An 18,967-nucleotide genomic window follows, 5' to 3' on the forward strand; every position below is an offset into this window, starting at 1 on the left:
CGTAGCGCGCTCATGCTCAAGATCACCCCCCGCCGCAAGCGTTGGCTCAAGCTGACGTCGGCGCGCTGGCAGCGGCGGGTGCTGTTCGTGGCGGGCGGTCTCGTGGTCGGCGCCGCCGCGGTCGCGCTTGCCAAGCTCGCCGATGAGGCCCAGCTCGCGTTCAACTGGCTGCTGGCGCAATCCCGCTATGCGTCGTTGATCGTCACCCCCGCGGGCTTCGGCCTGTCGGTCTACCTGACGCAGCGCTTCTTCCCGAACGCACAGGGCAGCGGCATTCCGCAGGCGATCGCCGCGCGTCATCTCACCGATACCAGTGCGCGCAGCCCGCTGGTGTCGATCCGTATCGCCATCGGCAAGGTCCTGTTGACCCTGCTCGGGCTGCTCTGCGGCGGCTCGGTCGGGCGCGAGGGGCCGACCGTCCAGGTCGGCGCCTCCATCATGTTCGCACTGGGCCGGCTGTCGCCGCGCCGCCAGCCCGGCCTGATCCTGGCCGGCGCGGCCGCGGGCGTCGCCGCCGCCTTCAACACGCCGCTCGCCGGCATCGTGTTCGGCATTGAGGAGATGAGCCGCGCCTTCGAGACGCGGACCTCCAGCCTCGTCATCGCGACCGTGATCGCGGCCGGCCTGACCTCGCTGGCGCTGATCGGCAACTACGCCTATTTCGGGACGACGCCGATTGCGCTCGGCAAAGGCATCGACTGGCTCGCCGTTCCGCTCTGCGGCGTGATCGGCGGCGCCGCTGGCGGGCTGTTCAGCCGCATCCTGATCACCATGGCGCGGGGGCTGCCTGGAACCGCCGGCCTCTTCATCAAGCGCCAGCCGATGCTCTTCGCGCTAGCCTGCGGCTTCGCCGTAGCGCTTTGCGGTCTCGCCTCGGGCGGCACGGTCTACGGCACCGGCTACGCCCAGGTGAAGACGGCGCTCGAGAGCGGCACGCCGCTGCCCGCCGATTTCGGCGCGCTGAAGTTCTTGGCCACGACCTTCGCTGCGATCAGCGGCATTCCCGGCGGCATCTTCGCGCCGTCGCTCGCCGTTGGCGCCGGCATCGGCGCCAATGTCGCCAGCCTGTTCCAGCACACGCCGCTGGCGCCGATCATGCTGCTCGGCATGGTCGCCTATTTCGCCGGCGTGGTGCAGGCGCCGATCACCGCCTTCGTCATCGTCACCGAGATGACCGACAACCACGCCATGGTGGTGCCGCTGATGATGGCCTCGCTGATCGCCTACGGCACCTCGCGACTGATCTGCGAGGAGGGGCTCTATCACGCGCTCGCCAAAGGTTTTGTCGCGAAGGCGGAGGCGGGAGCGGCGGGCCATCTGTAGCCCGGATGAGCGACAGCGACATCCGGGTTCATCGCCGCAGCTCGTGTGGCCCCGGATGTGGCTGCGCTCATCCGGGCTCCGCACTCCTCGTCACCTTGCACCCGAACGCTGCCGCGCTCGTGAGCAGCTTGATGCCCGATTGAGCGAGCGGGCTCCTGCTCCAACAGCATCACCGCAAAATCCGCTGTTAGTTCAATATCACTCCGTTGGCACACAGCTTGCGTAGTTAAGCCCAGCGCAGAGCATCGCTCTCTTGGGTTGGCGTGCCCATCGTCGGGATCCCGTGGGGTCGGTGGGACGATGCAGGTCGCGTCCACCGTAGGTGGAGCCTTACGGCTCATCGCCAACACGGGGTCCATCCCGTCGTCATGGATGGAGACTCGCATGTGCGATCGTGACGGAACCTTCTATCGCAGCTTCTCTCGCCGCAACTTCCTCAAGTCCACGGTGGCCGCGACGGCCGCCACCGTCGCCGTTCCCGCCCATCTCGCCGCTTTGCTGGCGCCGACGCCGGCGCATGCCGGGACTGTCATCAAGGCGACCCATGGCTCTGGCTTCTGCAACATGGGCATCTTCCTCGCCAAGGAGCGCAACCTGACGGTGGCCGACGGTGTCGAGCTCGAATTCGTGGTGACGCCGTCGAACACCGAGATCACCACGATGTTCGGCGCCGGTCTCGTCGACATCTCCATGATCCCGTATTCCAACTTCATGACGCTGTACGACGCCGGCGCGCCGGTGAAGATCGTGGCGGGCGGCGGAGTGCAGGGCTGCATCATCGTCGCGAAGGAAGGCATCACGTCCGCCGCCGACCTCAAGGGCAAGACGTTCGGAACGTTCCAGGCCGATACGCTCGAGGTGCTGCCCTACGACTACCTGAAGAAGGCCGGGCTATCGTTCAAGGATGTCGACATCAAATATCTCGACACCTCGCCGGAGCTCGCTCAGGCCTTCATGGCCGGCGCGCTCGACGCGATCTGCCACATCGAGCCTTATGCGACGCAATGTGTGCAGCAGCGCAAGGGCGCGACCGTGTTGTCCGATGGCACCGACCTCTACGGCAAGGGCTATTCCGATTGCGTGCTGGCGGCGCGCGTGCCGCTGATCGAGAAGAACCCGGCGGCGGTGAAGGCGGTGATCAAGGCGTTGATGGTGGCGCAGAGCCAGGCCGAGGCCGACAAGGCCGCGGCGCTGAAGGACACCGTCGGCAAGTACTACAAGACCTCGATGGAGGCGGCGATCGATGCGTCATCGAAGCAGCCGATCGTGGTCGACCAGCGCAGCCAGACCCAGTTCATCATCGACCGCGGCGTCTCGATGAAGGAGCTCGGCTACGTCAAGAAGCTGCCCGACCAGGGCGCCTTCGACTGGTCGCTGCTGGAGGCGGTGATCGCCGACAACAAGGCCCTCTATGACGGGCTGAAACTGAAATCGGCGTGAGATCCCGTAGCCCGGATGAGTGAAGCGACATCCGGGGTCTCACGAGGAGCGTGTGTGAACCCGGATGTCGCTCCGCTCATCCGGGCTACGCGCTCTCTCAACACAAAAAGACCTCATCCTGAGGAGCCCGCCGGAGGCGGGCGTCTCGAAGGATGGCCGCGCATGACAATCAACGAAACAGCATGGCTTCGCGGATATTCGTCCATGGCAATTGAAACCGCCGTCGTCACCCCTGCGGCGCGCTCCGTGTCACCTCCCGTTCCGCCACGCAACTGGCGCAAGGCGCGGCGCCGCATTGCCGCGCTTGGCTGGGCCGCGCTCTCCATCGGCCTGTTCGCCGCGATCTGGGAAGTGCTGTGGTACTTCGAGAAGATCAATCCGCTGCTGCTGCCGCCGCCGCATCTGTTCCTGCAGGACATTCCGGGCACGCTGAAATTCTTCGACCGCTCCAACCGCGTCGGCTCGGTGGCCTCCGGCGGCGGCGTCGGCGCGCTGGGCATCACGATGTTCTGGACGACATTACGCGTCTTCACCGGGCTGGCGCTCGGCTTCGTCAGCGGCGTCGCGGTCGGCGCCACGCTGCATTACGTGCACTGGCTGCGCAATCTCCTGATGCCGACGGTGCTGTTGCTGGCGCCGATCTCGCCGGTGGCGTGGCTGCCGGTCGCAATCTTCGTGTTCGGCATCGGCGACGTGCCGGCGATCTTCCTGGTGTTCATCACCGTGTTCTTCACCATCGTGCTGTCGACCTCGGCGCAGATCGAGAGCGTGCCGGTCAACTACATCCATGTCGCCCGCATCATGGGCGCGACGCAGACCCAGTTGTTCTGGCGCGTCATCCTGCCGTCAATCCTGCCCAGCCTGTTCATGACCTTGCGGCTCAATCTGTTCGGCGCCTGGATGGTGGTGCTGATCGCCGAGACCGTCGGCGTCGGCACCGGGCTCGGTCAGATCATCTCGATGGCGCGCGCGACCTTCAACGCCAAGCTGGTGTTCTTCACGATGGCGGTGATCGGCGCGCTCGGCTTCCTCAGCGATTGGGGCCTGCGCCAGATCCAGCGCCGCATGCTGTGGTGGGTGGCGCCGAACCGGGGAGGGGTGTGATGTCGCGTCCGGCCGTGTCCATCCGCAACGTCGGCAAGACCTGGGACGTCGAGGGACGGCCGCCGCTGCGCGCCATCGACGAGCTGTCGTTCGACGTCGCGCCCGGCGAGTTCGTCGTGCTGCTCGGCCCCTCCGGCTGCGGCAAGTCCTCGCTGCTGTACATGATCGCCGGACTGGAAAGCGTAAGCAACGGCGTCATCGAGGATGACGGCCTCGCCATCGCCGGTCCCTCGCCGGAACGCGGCTTGATCTTCCAGGAGGCCTCGCTGTTTCCCTGGCTGACAATTCTCGACAACGTCGCCTTCGGCCTTGCCATCCGCGCCGAGCTGCCGGAGCGCCGCAGAGAGAAGGCGCGCGAGATCCTGCGCCGCGTCGGCCTTGGCGACGTGCTCGACAAGAAGCCGGATGAATTGTCCGGTGGCATGCGCCAGCGCGCCGCGTTCGCGCGCGCGCTGGTGATGCAGCCGCGCGTCCTGATGATGGACGAGCCGTTCGCCGCGCTCGACGTCCAGACCCGCGCCAAGCTGCAGGATTTCCTGCTGCAGATCTGGCAGGACAGCGGCGCCTCGGTGCTGCTGGTGACGCATTCGATCGACGAGGCGATCAGCCTCGCCGACCGCGTCATCGTGTTCACGGCGCGTCCCGGCCGGGTCAAGGAGATCGTAGCGATCGACCTGCCGCGGCCGCGGCCGACACGCTCGCCGCGCTATCACGAATATCGCGACTATTTCACCGAGCTGCTCGCTGCCGAGGTCGACAAGGCCTTCGCCGAGCAGTCGGGCCTGTGAGAGGGAGAACGACAGATGGCAGAGGTTTTGGTCGGGGCGAAGTGGGTCGTCTCTGGAATTCAGGATCGGCATACGCCTGATGTGATCGAGGATGGTGCCGTGCTCGCCCGCGAGGGTGTGATCGTCGCGGTCGGCCCGTTCGCCGAGCTGGAAAAGCTGGCGCCGCAGGCCAGCGTGACGCGCCACCCGCACCATGTGATGCTACCGGGCTTCGTCAACAGCCACCACCATGTCGGGCTGACGCCGCTGCAGCTCGGCTCTCCCGATCATGCGCTGGAATTGTGGTTCGCCAGCCGCCTTCCTGCGCGCCGTATCGACCTCTATCTCGACACGCTGTATTCGGCGTTCGAGATGATCGCCTCCGGCGTCACCACCGTGCAGCATATCCATGGCTGGATGGCCGGCGGCTTCGACGCGATCCACGTCGCCGCCACCAAGGTGCTCAAGGCCTATCGCGACATCGGGATGCGCGCGTCCTATTGCTACGCCGTGCGCGAGCAGAACCGGCTGGTCTACGAGGCCGACGAAGAATTCTGCGCCCGGCTGCCGGCGCCATGGAACAAGCGGCTGGCGGCGCATCTCAAGGCGCAGCAGGTGCCGTTCGCCGACTACATCAAGCTGTTCGACGTGCTCACGGCCGAGAACGCCGGCCAGAGCCTGACCCGCATCCAGCTCGCGCCGGCGAATCTGCACTGGTGTACCGATGACGGACTGGTGGCGCTGCACGAGAAGTCGCGCGCCGCCAAGGTGCCGATGCACATGCATCTGCTGGAGACCGCCTATCAGAAGGAATATGCGCGACGGCGCACCGGCAAGACGGCGGTGCGTCATCTGCATGATCTCGGCGTGCTCGGCCCGCACATGACGCTCGGCCATGGCGTCTGGCTGACCGAGGAGGACATCGACATCGTCGCCCACACCGGCACCTGCATCTGCCACAATTGCTCGTCCAACTTCCGGCTGCGCTCGGGGCTGGCGCCGCTCAATGTCTGGGAGAAGAAAGGGATCACCATCGGCATGGGGCTGGATGAAGCGGGGATCAACGAGGACCGCGACATGCTGCAGGAATTGAAACTGGCGTTGCGCGTCCATCGCACGCCCGGCATGGACGACGAGGTGCCGACGTCGCCGCAGATCGTGCGCATGGCGACCGAGGGCGGCGCCAAGACCACCGCGTTCGGCGAGAGCATCGGGAAACTGGAGCAGGGCCGGCTGTTCGACGCGGTGCTGATTGACTGGAATGCGGCGATGTATCCGTTCCAGGACCCGGACATCCCGATGCTCGATGCTCTCGTCCAGCGCGCCAAGTCGCAGCATGTGGCGGCCGTGTATGTCGGCGGCGACATCGTCTACGCCGAGGGCCGCTTCACCCGCATCAACCGCGACGAGGTGCTGGGCGAGATCGCCAGTATCCTGGCCAAGCCGCGCAGCGAGGAGGAGGTCGCCCGCCGCGAGCTCGGTCTCGCGGTGTTCCCGCACGTCAAGCAGTTCTACGACGGTTATTTCGATGGCACCGCGCACACGCCATTCTATCGGACATCGACGAAAGCGTAGTGAGGTGATCACATACAGCCCGCTGTCGAGTGTGAGTGCGCGCACGGTCTATGCCGTGGATCTCGTGCACACTGCGTCCGTTCGCTGGAGGAGTGCGGACAATGACGTCTTCACGCCAGTGGACCACAACCACAGGAGAGTGACATGAAGTCCATCACGGTCGCAGCGCTGGTGCTCGTCGTCACGTCAGGTGCGTGCCTGGCCGGCACGCCGCTGATCGATGCACGGCAGAACATCCAGTCGTACCGCATCCATAACGGCGTTGTCTCGGGCCGTCTTTCCTATCCGGAAGAGCAGCAGCTGATCGACGGCCAGGTCCGCGTGCAGCAAATGGAAAACCATGCCAAGGCCGATGGCGTGGTGACCCCGTTCGAACGCGCCCGCATCAATTTCGCGCAATCCGTGCAGAGCGCGCGCATCTTCTGGAAGAAGCACAACTGAGCGGGTCTCGTCACCTGCACGACAACTGCAGTGCCCGGATGAGCGCAGCGACATCCGGGCTCACATCGGCAACGCGTGAGAGCCCGGATGTCGCTTCGCTCATCCGGGCTACGAGCAACGACTTTGAACTAATACGTCGCGCGGCCGCCAGAGATGTCGAACACGGCGCCGGTGGAGAACGAGCACTCTTCGGACGCGAGCCAGGACACCAGCGCGGCGAGCTCCTCGACGAGGACGAAGCGGCCCTTCGGAATCTTCGACAGCATGAAGTTGATGTGCGCCTCGGTCATCTGGTCGAAGATCGCGGTCTTGGCCGCCGCCGGCGTCACCGCGTTCACGGTGATATTATGCTGCGCGAGCTCCTTGCCAAGTGATTTGGTCAAAGCAATAAGGCCGGCCTTCGAGGCGGAGTAGTGCGCAGCGTTCGGATTGCCTTCCTTGCCGGCGATCGAGGCGATGTTGACGATGCGGCCATATCCTTGCGTGAGCATGACCGGCACGATCGCCTTGGCGCAGATGAAGGGGCCGTCGAGATTGATGCGCAGCACCTTGCGCCACTCCTCGAGATCGGTCTCCCACACGGTCTTGTTGATGCCGGCAATCCCGGCATTGTTGACCAGGATGTCGATGGTGCCGAACGCCGCCAGCGTCGCATCGCGGGCGCCCTCGACGGCCGTCGTGTCGGTGACGTCGACCTTGAGCGCCAGCACCTCCGGACCAATCGCCTGCGCGGTCTTCTCCGCGAGCGCAATGTCGTGATCCCAGATCGCTACCTTCGCACCGGAGGCCTTGAAGCGTTCGGCGATGGCGCGGCCAAATCCTTGCGCGCCGCCGGTGACCACGGCGCAACGATTGGCGAGATCGATATGGTTCATGATTGTTTCCCCCGATGGCTGTTGCCGTCATTCCGGGATGGTCCGAAGGACCAGACCCGGAATCTCGAGATTCCGGGTTCGATGCTTCGCATCGCCCCGGAATGACGGACTGTCTACAGCGTCCAGCCGCCGTCGATCGTGTGCGCGACGCCGGTGGTGAACGCGCTCTCGTCGCTGGCGAGATACACGGCGAGATGCGCGATCTCTTCGGCGGTGCCGAGCCGGCCCATCGGCTGGCGCGAGATGAACATCTCGAGGCCGTTCGGACCGGCCGATGCCGCGCGTCCCAGCATCGACGGCGTTTCGATCGTGCCTGGGCAGATGCAGTTGCAGCGGATCTTCCTGGCCACGAAGTCGGCCGCGACCGAGCGCGTCAGCGCCGCGACAGCGGCTTTGGTGGCGCCATAGACGTAGCGGTTCGGCGCCGCCTTGAAGACGCCGGCGGCGGAGGCGATGTTGACGATGGCGCCGCCGCCCTGATCGAGCATTTTCGGCAGGAAGGCGCGGATCGTGCGGTGCATCGATTTGACGTTCAGGTCGAACGAGAAGTCCCAATCGCCGTCCGAGCAGTCGAGGATGGTGCCGTTGTGCACGAAGCCGGCAGCATTGAGCAGGATCTCGACCTTGCCGACCCGTTCGGCCATCGCGTTCACGGCGGCTGTGTTGCGCACGTCGAGCGTGGTAACCTCGGCGATGCCCTCGCTCTTCAGCGTCGCCAGGCCCTTCTCATCGATGTCGGTGGCAAACACGGTGGCGCCCTGGCGCGCGAAGGCGATGGCGCAGGCGCGGCCGATGCCGGCAGCGGCGGCGGTGACAAAGGCGCGCTTGCCCTTGAGGCGGTCGGACATGGGGTCTCCTCGGGAATGCTCGTTGTTTATTTCGTCATTGCGAGCGCAGCGAAGCAATCCAGGGCTGCGTGTGCGGCTCTGGATTGCTTCGTCGCTTCGCTCGTCGCAATGACGGTGGCTGGCTTTGTGCCGTGTGTCTAGTGGTTATGCCTGGCCACGCCGACAGTGCCAGCGATGTTCTGGTACCGTGTCGCGAGCTCCATGCAGGCGCCGGTGGATTGCTGGCCGACGGTGTTGCGATAGAGCTCCTGCCAGGGCGTCTGGTTGGCCGGGTGCGGGAAGCCCCCCTTGGCCTTCAGCTCGGCATGCCGGTTCGCAACCTCCTCGTCGGAGATCAGGATGTTGGCCGAGCCCTTGTTGAGGTCGATCCGGACCTTGTCGCCGGCCCTGAGGATCGCGAGCCCGCCGTCGGCGGCGGCTTCCGGCGAGGCGTTGAGGATCGACGGCGAGCCCGAGGTGCCGGACTGGCGGCCGTCGCCGATGCAGGGCAGGGACAGGATGCCGCGCTTGATCAGCGCCGCCGGCGGCTGCATGTTCACGACCTCGGCGCCGCCGGGATAGCCGATCGGGCCGGCGCCGCGGATGAACAGCACGCAGTGCTCGTCGATCGTGAGCGCCGGATCGTCGATGCGGTCGTGATAGTCCTCCGGACCCTCGAACACGATGGCGCGGCCTTCGAAGGCGTTGGGGTCCTTCGGGTTGTTCAGATAGCGGTCGCGGAATTCCTTGGAGATCACGCTGGTCTTCATGATCGCGGAATCGAACAGATTGCCGCGCAGCACGAGGAAGCCGGCGTCCTTCACCAGCGGCTTGTCGTACGACCAGATCACGTCGTTGTCGGGCTTCGGCGCGGCGCGGCAATTGTCGCCCATGCTGCGGCCGTTGGCGGTGATGACGTCCTCGTGGATGCGCTTGTGCCGCATCAATTCGCCGATCACCGCCGGCACGCCGCCGGCGCGATGGAATTCCTCGCCGAGATAGAAGCCGGCCGGCTGCATGTTGACCAAGAGCGGCACATCGTGGCCGACCTTCTGCCAATCATCGATGTTCAGCTCGACGCCGACATGGCGCGCCAGCGCATTGATGTGGATCGGCGCATTGGTCGAGCCGCCGATCGCGGAGTTCGCGACGATGCAGTTCTCGAACGCCTTGCGGGTGAGGATGTCCGACGGCTTCAGGTCCTCCCACACCATGTCGACGATGCGCTTGCCGGTCTCGTAGGCGATCTGGCCGCGCTCGCGGTAGGGCGCAGGGATCGCGGCGCAGCCGGGCAGGGACATGCCGAGCGCTTCGGCCAGCGCGTTCATGGTCGAGGCCGTGCCCATGGTGTTGCAATGCCCGACCGATGGCGCCGACGACGCCACGATCTGCATGAATTCCTCATAGTCGATCTCGCCGGCGGCCAGCCGCTCGCGCGACTTCCACACCACGGTGCCGGAGCCGGTGCGCTGGCCTTCGTGCCAGCCGTTCAGCATCGGTCCACCCGAGAGCACGATGGCGGGAATGTTGACGGTAGCCGCCGCCATCAGGCAGGCCGGCGTCGTCTTGTCGCAGCCGGTGGTCAGCACCACGCCGTCGAGCGGATAGCCGAACAGGATTTCCACCAGGCCGAGATAAGCAAGGTTGCGGTCGAGCGCCGCCGTCGGCCGCTTGCCGGTCTCCTGGATCGGATGGGTCGGAAACTCCATCGCGATGCCGCCGGCCTCGCGGATGCCCTCGCGCACGCGATGCGCCAGCTCGAGGTGGTGGCGGTTGCACGGCGACAGGTCGTTTCCGGTCTGCGCGATGCCGATGATCGGCTTGCCTGACTGCAACTCGGCGCGGGTGAGGCCGAAATTCAGATAGCGCTCGAGATAGAGCGCGGTCATGCCCGGGTTGTGCGGATCGTTGAACCACGCCTGCGACCGCAGCTTGCGGCTCTTGTCAGCGTCGTTGCCGGCATGTCCGTTGGATTTTGTCATTCGTTCCTCCCGCAGTGCAAACGTGGCGACACCGGCCCATCGGGATGTCTCATCCCGCGTGGGGATCACGCGGGATGAGGCGCCGCAGTCAGATGCCGCCAGCCGGCGTCGCAGCTCGCCTACGCCTTTGGTTCAAGGTCTCGTTCGTTCGCGTGGTTCTAGATCACCGATTTTGGTTGCGCTACCATTTTGTTTCTGGGGCCCGCTCGCCCGGCGCTTCCGACCTCGCGCTGCAAGGTCGAGCTCTGCCGCTCCATCACCTCGAATCCGAGATCGACCACGCGCTCGGCGACAGGCCGGCCTTCGACCTCGTCCATGATCATCTTCGCCGCGCGCAGGCCCATCTCGTAGCGGTTGGTCCTGACGCTGGTCAGCGTCGGAACGGCCGATGCCATGAACTCCATGTCGTTGAAGCCGACGATCGCCAACTGCTCGGGCACCGCGATGTGGCGCCGCTGGCACTCGAACAGCACCCCGAGCGCGAGGTCGTCATTGGCGCAGAATACGGCATCGAGATCGGGCGCCCTCAGCATGAGATCCGAGAACAGGCTGCCGCCCACGGTCGTGGACGTCGGCACGGCGGTTGTGACGATCAGTCGCGGATCGAACAGTCCGGCATTCTTCATGGCGTTCTGGTAGCCCTGAAGGCGACGCTGCACCCTGGGATCCATGCGTGCGCCGAGAAATCCGATGCGCCGGCAACCCTGGGCGAGAAGGTGAGAAATCGCGGCGAAGCAAGCGTCCACATGCGAAAACCCGATCATCATGTCGATCGGATCGGCACCCAGCTCCATGATCTGCACCACCGGACAGTCGGCCGCCTGCACGAGGGAGCGGCCTTCTGCGGTCTGGTCGACGCCCGTCACGATCAGGCCGGCCGGCTTCTGCATCAGGAACAGCCGCAGCAGCCGCTCCTCCTGCAGCACACTATAGCGTGTATTCGCAAGTTGGATGCTGTAGCGGCTGCCTTCGAACGCGTCATAGATGCCGCGCAGCACGTCGGAGAACACGTTGTTGGTCAGCGACGGTATCAGCACGCCGATCACTTCGGTGCGCTGCGATGCGAGCGCGCGCGCGGCGAGGTTGGGAACGTAGCCGAGATCCTTGGCGGCACTCTCGATGCGCAGGCGGCGGCCCGCCGAGACGGTGTCGGGATTACGGAAGAAGCGTGACACCGTGATCGGGCTGACGCCCGCCAGTGCTGCAACCTCGGTCAGCCGGACTTTGCCCGGGTTGATCTGTTTCCGTCCCATCCGTCGCTCATAGCATAGGCGGTCTGGTACACAAGCGATATTGACAGCGCTATCACGCGGTTGCTAAGCGAAGCATTGCGAAAGAGAACTAAACTGCCGACAATGCGTGCTGAGCTGACGGCTCGTCCGCGCAGCCCGAACGATCAAAAGACTACATAACGATAAGCGGCCAGATCAATCGGTCGCGAACAACGGTCAGAATGCCGCCGGTCTGCAGCCAATGCAGTCGGACCATGAGGAGGAAATTGATGTCGTCGGTGCAAATTCGCGACGTGCGCAAATCGTTCGGCGGATTCGAGGTCCTGCACGGCGTGACCATTCCGATCGAGGATGGCGAGTTCGTCGTGCTGGTCGGTCCGTCCGGCTGCGGCAAGTCGACGCTGCTGCGGATGCTCGCGGGCCTCGAGAACATCACCTCCGGAACCATCTCGATCGGCGAGCGCGTCGTCAACAACGTGCAGCCGAAAGAGCGCGACATCGCGATGGTGTTCCAGAACTACGCGCTCTATCCGCACATGACCGTCGCCGACAACATGGGCTTTTCGCTGAAGCTACGCGGCGCCCGGCCCGAGGACATCAAGAAGGGCGTCGCGCGCGCCGCCGAGATCCTGGCGCTGACGCCGCTGCTCGACCGCTATCCGCGCCAGCTCTCCGGCGGCCAGCGCCAGCGCGTCGCGATGGGCCGCGCCATCGTGCGCGACCCGCAGGTGTTCCTGTTCGATGAGCCGCTGTCGAACCTCGACGCCAAGCTGCGTGTGGCGATGCGCACCGAGATCAAGGAACTGCATCAGCGGCTCAAGACCACCACCGTCTACGTCACTCACGACCAGATCGAGGCCATGACCATGGCCGACAAGATCGTGGTCATGCATGACGGAATCGTCGAGCAGATGGGCTCGCCGCTCGACCTCTACGACAAGCCGGACAATCAGTTCGTCGCAGGCTTCATCGGCTCGCCCGCGATGAACTTCCTCAATGGCCATTTGAAGTCCAACGGCTCGGTCTATGTCGAGACCGACAACGGCGCCAAGCTGCCGCTGTTGACGGCGCCGGCTGCGTCCGATGGTCGTCCCGTCGTCTACGGCGTGCGCCCGGAGCATCTCGAACTTGCCGATGACGGCATCGAGGCCGAGGTGATCGTGGTCGAGCCGACCGGCTCGGAGACCCAGATCGTCGCCCGTATCGGCACCCAGGACATCATCGCGGTGTTCCGCGATCGCCACGAGGTCAATCCCGGCGAGAAGATCCATCTGCGTCCGCGCGCGTCGGCGGCGCATCTGTTCGACAAGGATAGCGGCCGGAGACTTTGATCCGGCCGCGCGGCGCGGACTGACCAAGCAGACCAATTAAAAAGGCCGGAAAACCGGCAAAAAACAAACAAGCAAGAGTCAACGGGAGAAAACTTCAGATGACGAAATTCCTCACGGATCGACGGTCTCTGCTCAAGGGCGGCGCGACCTTGATGGCGGCGGCGGCGACGATGTCGGCCGACGAACTGCTCGGCTACGCCAAGGCCTGGGCGCAGACCTCGCCCTGGAAGCCGGAGCCCGGCGCCAAGGTCAACATGATGCGCTGGAAGCGCTTCGTCGAGGCCGAGGACGTGGCCTTCATGAAGATCGTCGACGCCTTCCAGAAGGCCAATAACGTCACCATCAATATCTCCAACGAATCCTATGACGACGTCCAGCCCAAGGCCTCGGTCGCGGCCAATACCGGGCAGGGGCTCGACATGGTGTGGGGCCTCTACACGCTGCCCTTCCTGTTCTCCAACAAATGCGTGGATATGACCGACGTCGCCGACTACCTCGGCAAGAAGTGCGGCGGCTGGACCGACTCCGGCAAGGCCTACGGCATGCTCGACGGCAAGTGGATCGGCATTCCCGTGGCGGCCACCGGCGGCCTGATCAACTACCGCGTGGCCGCGGCCGAGAAGGCCGGCTTCAAGGAGTTTCCGAAGGACCTGGCCGGCATGTCCGAGTTCTTCAAGGCGATGAACAAGAACGGCACGCCCGGCGGCATGGCGCTCGGCCACGCCTCGGGCGACGCCAATGGCTGGGTGCACTGGGCGCTGTGGGCGCATGGCGGCAACCTGATCGACAAGGACAACAAGGTCGTCATCAACTCGCCGGAGACCGCCAAGGCGCTCGAATACGTCAAGGGCCTGTACGACAATTTCGTGCCGGGCACCGCGTCGTGGAACGACTCCTCGAACAACAAGGCGTTCCTGGCCGGCCAGCTCTACACCACCGTCAACGGCATCTCGATCTACGTCACCGCCAAGAAGGAGGCGCCGCAGATCGCCGAGGACATGAACCACGCGCATCTGCCGCCCGGCCTGGACGGCAAGACCCGCGAGATGCATCTCGGCTTCCCGATCCTGGTGTTCAACTTCTCCAAGTACCCGCAGACCTGCAAGGCGTTCACCGCCTTCATGCTGGAGCCGGAGCAGTTCAACCCATGGATCGAGGCGGCGCAGGGCTATCTCTCGCACTTCCTCAAAGGCTACGACGCCAACCCGATCTGGACGGCCGATCCGAAGAACACGCCGTATCGCGACGTCGCCGCCACCGCGACCACGCCGGCCGGCGTCGGCAAGCTCGGCGAGGCGGCGGCTGCCGCGATCGCCGACTTCGTCCTGGTCGACATGTTCGCGAACTACTGCACCGGCCGCGAGGACGTGAAGACGGCGATGGCGAGCGCCGAGCGGTCCGCCAAGCGCATCTTCCGCTGAGCCGCGGCTACGTAGGGTGGGCAAAGGCGCGCCGGGATAGAGGAGAAATCCCGGATCTCTCCCGCGCCGTGCCCACCGAGTTTGTCGCACCACCGAATGGTGGGCACGGCCCTCGACGCGATGCACGCATCGCGTCGAGGTCCTTTGCCCACCCTACGGCTTACTCACGGCCGTCATTGCGAGGAGCCGACGGCGACGCAGCAATCCAGACTGTTTGCCTGGCCCTGGATTGCTTCGCTTCGCTCGCAATGACGAATTGGCGTTGATGCGTCTGGAACGTCGGTGGGCACGCTGCGCTTTGCCCACCCTACGGATCCGTCGCGAAGGGAGCTGCTCGAAGAATGAGTACCATCCAGACCTCGATGCCTCCGGGCGCCGCCATGGGCGAGCCGTCGGCATGGGCGCGCTTGAAGGCGAACCGCAACTTCGTCGCGTTGTGGTTCATGCTGCCCGCGGCGGCGTTCCTGATCCTGTTCCTGGCCTATCCGCTCGGCCTCGGCGTCTGGATGAGCTTCACCGACGAGAAGATCGGCCGCAGCGGCGTCTTCGTCGGGATCGAGAACTACGAATGGCTGTGGGACGATTCGATCTTCTGGCTGTCGGTGTTCAACACGCTGCTCTACACGATCGTGGCGTCCGCCATCAAATTCGCCATTGGCCTCTATCTCGCGCTGCTGCTGAACCGGCACATGCCGTTCAAGGCGATGATCCGCGCCATCGTGCTGATCCCCTTCATCGTGCCCACGGTGCTGTCGGCGATCGCATTCTGGTGGATCTATGACGCGCAGTTCTCGATCATCTCCTGGTCGTTGATCAAGCTCGGCCTGATCACTCAGAACATCAACTTCCTCGGCGACACCTCCTGGGCGCGCGCCTCGGTCATCATCGCCAACATCTGGCGCGGCGTGCCGTTCGTCGCGATCACCTTGCTCGCCGGCCTGCAGACCGTGTCGCCCTCGCTGTACGAGGCGGCGACGCTCGACGGCGCCACCAGCTGGCAGCGCTTCCGCTACATCACTTATCCGCTGCTGACCCCGATCATCGCGGTCGTGATGACGTTCTCGGTGCTGTTCACCTTCACCGATTTCCAACTGATCTGGGCGCTGACCCGCGGCGGTCCGGTCAATGCCACGCACCTGATGGCGACGCTCAGCTATCAGCGCGGCATCATCTCGGGCCGGCTCGGCGAGGGCGCCGCGATCGCCACCGCCATGATTCCATTCCTGATGGCGGCGATCGCGATCTCCTGGTTCGGCATGCAACGGCGCAAATGGCAGCAAGGATCCGACCAATGACCGACACCGCCGCGCTGCAATCCAAGACCCCATCGAACGCCACCGCGACCGCGGCCAAGCTCGCCGCCGGCGACGACTCGGAGGGCATGAGCTATCTCGAGTCGCTGCCGCGACGCCTGATCACGCTGTATCTGCCGCTCGGGATCATCCTCCTGGTGCTGCTGTTCCCGTTCTACTGGATGGGCCTGACGTCGATCAAACCCGACGAGCAGCTGATCGACATGGAGAAGTACAACCCGTTCTGGGTGGTGCATCCGACCTTCAAGCACATCTCGAAGCTGTTGTTCGAGACGCAATATCCGCGCTGGCTGTGGAACACGATGTATGTCGCGGTCGGCGCCACCACGCTGTCGATCTTCGCCTCCGTGCTGGCCGCCTATGCCATCGTGCGGCTGCGCTTCAAGGGCGCCGACACCGTGGGCGTGCTGATCTTCTTCGCCTATCTCGTGCCGCCGTCGATCCTGTTCATCCCGCTGGCCTCGGTGATCCAGGCCTACGGCCTGTTCGACTCGCCGCTGTCCCTGATCCTGGTCTATCCGACACTGCTCATCCCGTTCTCGACCTGGCTGCTGATGGGCTACTTCAAGACCATCCCGTTCGAGCTCGAGGAGTGCGCCCTGATCGACGGCGCCAGCCGCTGGCAGATCCTGGTCAAGATCGTTGTGCCCTTGGCGGTGCCAGGCCTGATCTCGGCCTTCATCTTTTCGTTCACGCTGTGCTGGAACGAGTTCATCTACGCGCTGACCTTCCTGCAGTCGACGCCGAACAAGACGGTGCCGGTCGCGATCGTCAACGAGTTCGTCGATGGCGACATCTACAAATGGGGATCGCTGATGGCCGGCGCCCTGGTCGGCTCGCTGCCCCTCGTGATCCTTTACGCCTTCTTCGTCGAGCATTATGTGTCGGCCATGACCGGCGCGGTGAAGGAGTAGGGCGGGCTCGTCGAGCTCTCGTAGGGTGGGCAAAGCGAAGCGTGCCCACCGTCTTCCGGCATCGCCAAATGCTGCGGTGGGCACGGCGCTACGCGCCTTTGCTCACCCTACATGTTGAAGGAGCATCCCCTTGCATATTCTCGTTCTCGGCGCCGCCGGCATGGTCGGGCGCAAGCTGGTGGAGCGGCTGGTCCGCGACGGCCGCCTCGGCGACAGCGCCATCACCCGCCTGACCCTGCAGGACATCGTCGCGCCGGCGAAGCCCGACACGTCCATCGCGGTGGACACCATCGCCGGCGATTTCGCCGTGCCCGGTTTCGCCGAGAAGCTGGTCGCCGATCGCCCCGACGTGATCTTCCATCTCGCCGCCATCGTCTCCGGCGAGGCCGAGCTCGATTTCGACAAGGGCTACCGCATCAATCTCGACGGCACGCGGATGCTGTTTGACGCCGTCAGGCTGATCGGCAACGGCTACAAGCCGCGGCTGGTCTTCACCTCCTCGATCGCCGTGTTCGGCGCGCCGTTCCCCGACGCCATCGGCGACGAGTTCGTCAATGCGCCGCTGCTCAGCTACGGCACCCAGAAGGCGATCGGCGAGCTCTTGCTGGCCGACTACAGCCGCCGCGGCTTCTTCGACGGCGTCGGCATCCGCCTGCCGACCATCTGCATCCGCCCCGGCGCGCCCAACAAGGCGGCGTCCGGCTTCTTCTCCAACATCCTGCGCGAGCCGCTGGCCGGCAAGGAGGCCGTGCTGCCGGTGTCCGAGGACGTCCAGCATTGGCACGCGACGCCACGCTCGGCGGTCGGCTTCCTGCTGCATGCCGCGACCATGGACACCGCGAAGATCGGCCCGCGCCGGAACCTGACCATGCCCGGCCTGACGGCCACCGTCGGCGAGCAGATCGCCGCCCTCCGCCGCGTCGCGGGCGACAACGTCGCCAATCGCATCAGGCGGGAGCCCGACCCCTTCATCGTCGGCATCGTCGCCGGCTGGCCGCGGAATTTCGAGGCCAGGCGCGCCCGCGAGCTCGGCTTCACCACCGAGGAAAAGACCTTCGACGATATCATCCGGATCCACATCGAGGACGAGCTCGGCGGCAAGTTCGTGGCCTGAGACCGCCACCAGCCTCTGGACTCGCATGGAGCAAAGCGCCATTTGGGGGACAGGGAGACATTCGGGAGAGACAGCATGACCGCCAGCATCGTCGGATGGGCGCATACGCCGTTCGGAAAGTTCGACGCCGAGACCGTCGAGAGCCTCGTCGTCAAGGTCGCCAATGAGGCGCTGGCGGATGCCGGCATTGCGGCCGGCGACGTCGACGAGATCGTGCTCGGCCATTTCAATGCCGGCTTCTCGCCCCAGGACTTCACCGCCTCGCTGGTGCTGCAGGCCGATCCGGCGCTGCGCTTCAAGCCGGCGACGCGGGTCGAGAACGCCTGCGCCACCGGTTCTGCTGCCGTCCACCAGGGCATCCGCGCCATCGCGGCCGGTGCCGCGAAGATCGTCCTCGTCGTCGGCGTCGAGCAGATGACGCGGACGCCGGGTCCGGAGATCGGCAAGAACCTGCTGAAAGCCTCCTACCTGCCGGAGGACGGCGACACCGTCGGCGGCTTCGCCGGCGTGTTCGGCAAGATCGCGCAGGGCTATTTCCAGAAATATGGCGACCAGTCCGATGCGCTGGCGCTGATCGCCGCCAAGAACCACAAGAACGGCGTCGCCAACCCGTTCGCGCAGATGCGCAAGGATTTCGGCTTCGAGTTCTGCCGCTCCGAGAGCGAGAAGAACCCGTACGTCGCCGGCCCCCTGAAGCGCACGGACTGCTCGCTGGTCTCCGACGGCGCCGCCGCGCTGGTGTTGACCGACAGCGAGACCGCCAAGAAATTCGCCAAGGCGGTGAACGTCCGCGCGACCGCGCATGCGCAGGACTTCCTGCCGATGAGCAAGCGCGACATCCTCGCCTTCGAGGGCTGCACGGTGGCCTGGCAGCGTGCGCTGGAGAAGGCCGGCGTCACGCTGTCCGATCTCTCCTTCGTCGAGACCCATGACTGCTTCACCGTCGCCGAGCTGATCGAGTACGAGGCGATGGGCCTCACGCCCAGGGGGCAGGGTGCCCGCGCCATCAAGGAAGGCTGGACGCTCAAGGACGGCAAGCTGCCGGTCAATCCCTCCGGCGGCCTCAAGGCCAAGGGCCACCCGATCGGCGCCACCGGCGTCTCGATGCACGTGATGACCGCCATGCAGCTCACCGGCACGGCGCCCGAGGGCATGCAGCTCCCCAACGCCAAGCTCGGCGGCATCTTCAACATGGGCGGCGCCGCGGTGGCGAACTACGTCTCGATCCTGGAGCCGGCGAAGTAGCGCCGGCTCTCTCCCCCGTCATTGCGAGCGAAGCGACGCAATCCAGGGCCGCACGTGCCGCCC

16 protein-coding genes are annotated in these 18,967 nt (G+C 65.2%); 12 read left to right on the forward strand and 4 right to left on the reverse strand.

The genetic code is table 11. The features are described 5' to 3' along the window. Positions 1–12: 12 nt before the first annotated feature. The 6 genes from BRADO_RS14510 to BRADO_RS14535 all read left to right on the forward strand — a co-directional run bounded on the left by BRADO_RS14510 (position 13) and on the right by BRADO_RS14535 (position 6,650). Positions 13–1,323: a chloride channel protein gene (locus BRADO_RS14510; RefSeq protein ID WP_011926065.1), complete on the forward strand. Its 1,311-nt coding sequence runs from the start codon at positions 13–15 to the stop codon at positions 1,321–1,323. A 384-nt stretch (positions 1,324–1,707) separates the two neighbouring features. Further along, entirely contained in the window at positions 1,708–2,763 is a 1,056-nt protein-coding gene (locus tag BRADO_RS14515; protein ID WP_011926066.1) for an ABC transporter substrate-binding protein, read from the forward strand. 204 nt (positions 2,764–2,967) lie between these two features. Further along, the gene (locus tag BRADO_RS14520; protein WP_050781001.1) at positions 2,968–3,867 is read left to right on the forward strand and encodes an ABC transporter permease; all 900 of its coding nucleotides are present in this window, start codon (positions 2,968–2,970) and stop codon (positions 3,865–3,867) included. Next, on the forward strand, positions 3,867–4,655 hold the full coding sequence (locus BRADO_RS14525; RefSeq protein WP_011926068.1) for an ABC transporter ATP-binding protein: 789 nt from the start codon (positions 3,867–3,869) through the stop codon (positions 4,653–4,655). The genes BRADO_RS14520 and BRADO_RS14525 overlap by 1 nt, the downstream gene beginning before the upstream one ends. A 15-nt stretch (positions 4,656–4,670) precedes the next feature. Further along, positions 4,671–6,209 carry an amidohydrolase family protein gene (locus tag BRADO_RS14530; protein ID WP_011926069.1) on the forward strand — a complete coding sequence of 513 codons (1,539 nt, stop codon included), beginning with the start codon at positions 4,671–4,673 and terminating at the stop codon, positions 6,207–6,209. Between the two features lie 144 nt (positions 6,210–6,353). After that, entirely contained in the window at positions 6,354–6,650 is a 297-nt protein-coding gene (locus BRADO_RS14535; RefSeq protein WP_041756499.1) for a hypothetical protein, read from the forward strand. Between the two features lie 128 nt (positions 6,651–6,778). On the opposite strand, the gene BRADO_RS14540 is transcribed toward BRADO_RS14535, so the two are convergent. From BRADO_RS14540 to BRADO_RS14555, 4 genes are all read right to left on the reverse strand, one after another. Further along, positions 6,779–7,525 (reverse strand): SDR family NAD(P)-dependent oxidoreductase, encoded by a 747-nt coding sequence (locus tag BRADO_RS14540; RefSeq protein WP_011926071.1) that lies wholly within the window; start codon positions 7,523–7,525, stop codon positions 6,779–6,781. A 113-nt stretch (positions 7,526–7,638) separates the two neighbouring features. Then, positions 7,639–8,373, reverse strand: coding sequence for an SDR family oxidoreductase (locus BRADO_RS14545; RefSeq protein WP_011926072.1), 735 nt, complete (start codon positions 8,371–8,373; stop codon positions 7,639–7,641). Between the two features lie 137 nt (positions 8,374–8,510). Beyond that, complete coding sequence (locus BRADO_RS14550) at positions 8,511–10,334, reverse strand: IlvD/Edd family dehydratase (protein ID WP_011926073.1); 1,824 nt, start codon at positions 10,332–10,334, stop codon at positions 8,511–8,513. A gap of 158 nt (positions 10,335–10,492) precedes the next feature. Continuing rightward, positions 10,493–11,587 (reverse strand): LacI family DNA-binding transcriptional regulator, encoded by a 1,095-nt coding sequence (locus tag BRADO_RS14555; RefSeq protein ID WP_011926074.1) that lies wholly within the window; start codon positions 11,585–11,587, stop codon positions 10,493–10,495. Positions 11,588–11,835: 248 nt separating this feature from the next. Here BRADO_RS14555 and BRADO_RS14560 point away from each other — a divergent pair, with 248 nt between their 5' ends. From BRADO_RS14560 to BRADO_RS14585, 6 genes are all read left to right on the forward strand, one after another. Continuing rightward, positions 11,836–12,897 carry an ABC transporter ATP-binding protein gene (locus tag BRADO_RS14560; protein WP_041756501.1) on the forward strand — a complete coding sequence of 354 codons (1,062 nt, stop codon included), beginning with the start codon at positions 11,836–11,838 and terminating at the stop codon, positions 12,895–12,897. Positions 12,898–12,995: 98 nt separating this feature from the next. Continuing rightward, positions 12,996–14,318 (forward strand): ABC transporter substrate-binding protein, encoded by a 1,323-nt coding sequence (locus BRADO_RS14565; RefSeq protein ID WP_011926076.1) that lies wholly within the window; start codon positions 12,996–12,998, stop codon positions 14,316–14,318. A 341-nt stretch (positions 14,319–14,659) separates the two neighbouring features. Then, complete coding sequence (locus tag BRADO_RS14570) at positions 14,660–15,613, forward strand: carbohydrate ABC transporter permease (RefSeq protein WP_041756502.1); 954 nt, start codon at positions 14,660–14,662, stop codon at positions 15,611–15,613. After that, complete coding sequence (locus BRADO_RS14575; RefSeq protein WP_008964681.1) at positions 15,610–16,545, forward strand: carbohydrate ABC transporter permease; 936 nt, start codon at positions 15,610–15,612, stop codon at positions 16,543–16,545. Before BRADO_RS14570 ends, BRADO_RS14575 begins: the two co-directional genes overlap by 4 nt. A 130-nt stretch (positions 16,546–16,675) precedes the next feature. Then, the gene (denD, locus tag BRADO_RS14580) at positions 16,676–17,659 is read left to right on the forward strand and encodes a D-erythronate dehydrogenase (protein WP_011926079.1); all 984 of its coding nucleotides are present in this window, start codon (positions 16,676–16,678) and stop codon (positions 17,657–17,659) included. Between the two features lie 75 nt (positions 17,660–17,734). Continuing rightward, on the forward strand, positions 17,735–18,904 hold the full coding sequence (locus BRADO_RS14585) for an acetyl-CoA acetyltransferase (protein WP_041756504.1): 1,170 nt from the start codon (positions 17,735–17,737) through the stop codon (positions 18,902–18,904). Positions 18,905–18,967 lie beyond the last annotated feature (63 nt).

Source organism: Bradyrhizobium sp. ORS 278 (genome assembly GCF_000026145.1).
Taxonomy (GTDB): domain Bacteria; phylum Pseudomonadota; class Alphaproteobacteria; order Rhizobiales; family Xanthobacteraceae; genus Bradyrhizobium.

Bases quoted from the DNA above. Each gene is read 5' to 3' on its own strand.
- BRADO_RS14510 (WP_011926065.1), top strand. From the start codon at position 13: ATGCTCAAGATCACCCCCCGCCGCAAGCGTTGGCTCAAGCTGACGTCG.
- BRADO_RS14515 (WP_011926066.1), top strand. From the start codon at position 1,708: ATGTGCGATCGTGACGGAACCTTCTATCGCAGCTTCTCTCGCCGCAAC.
- BRADO_RS14520 (WP_050781001.1), top strand. From the start codon at position 2,968: ATGGCAATTGAAACCGCCGTCGTCACCCCTGCGGCGCGCTCCGTGTCA.
- BRADO_RS14525 (WP_011926068.1), top strand. From the start codon at position 3,867: ATGTCGCGTCCGGCCGTGTCCATCCGCAACGTCGGCAAGACCTGGGAC.
- BRADO_RS14530 (WP_011926069.1), top strand. From the start codon at position 4,671: ATGGCAGAGGTTTTGGTCGGGGCGAAGTGGGTCGTCTCTGGAATTCAG.
- BRADO_RS14535 (WP_041756499.1), top strand. From the start codon at position 6,354: ATGAAGTCCATCACGGTCGCAGCGCTGGTGCTCGTCGTCACGTCAGGT.
- BRADO_RS14540 (WP_011926071.1), bottom strand. From the start codon at position 7,525: ATGAACCATATCGATCTCGCCAATCGTTGCGCCGTGGTCACCGGCGGC.
- BRADO_RS14545 (WP_011926072.1), bottom strand. From the start codon at position 8,373: ATGTCCGACCGCCTCAAGGGCAAGCGCGCCTTTGTCACCGCCGCCGCT.
- BRADO_RS14550 (WP_011926073.1), bottom strand. From the start codon at position 10,334: ATGACAAAATCCAACGGACATGCCGGCAACGACGCTGACAAGAGCCGC.
- BRADO_RS14555 (WP_011926074.1), bottom strand. From the start codon at position 11,587: ATGGGACGGAAACAGATCAACCCGGGCAAAGTCCGGCTGACCGAGGTT.
- BRADO_RS14560 (WP_041756501.1), top strand. From the start codon at position 11,836: ATGTCGTCGGTGCAAATTCGCGACGTGCGCAAATCGTTCGGCGGATTC.
- BRADO_RS14565 (WP_011926076.1), top strand. From the start codon at position 12,996: ATGACGAAATTCCTCACGGATCGACGGTCTCTGCTCAAGGGCGGCGCG.
- BRADO_RS14570 (WP_041756502.1), top strand. From the start codon at position 14,660: ATGAGTACCATCCAGACCTCGATGCCTCCGGGCGCCGCCATGGGCGAG.
- BRADO_RS14575 (WP_008964681.1), top strand. From the start codon at position 15,610: ATGACCGACACCGCCGCGCTGCAATCCAAGACCCCATCGAACGCCACC.
- BRADO_RS14585 (WP_041756504.1), top strand. From the start codon at position 17,735: ATGACCGCCAGCATCGTCGGATGGGCGCATACGCCGTTCGGAAAGTTC.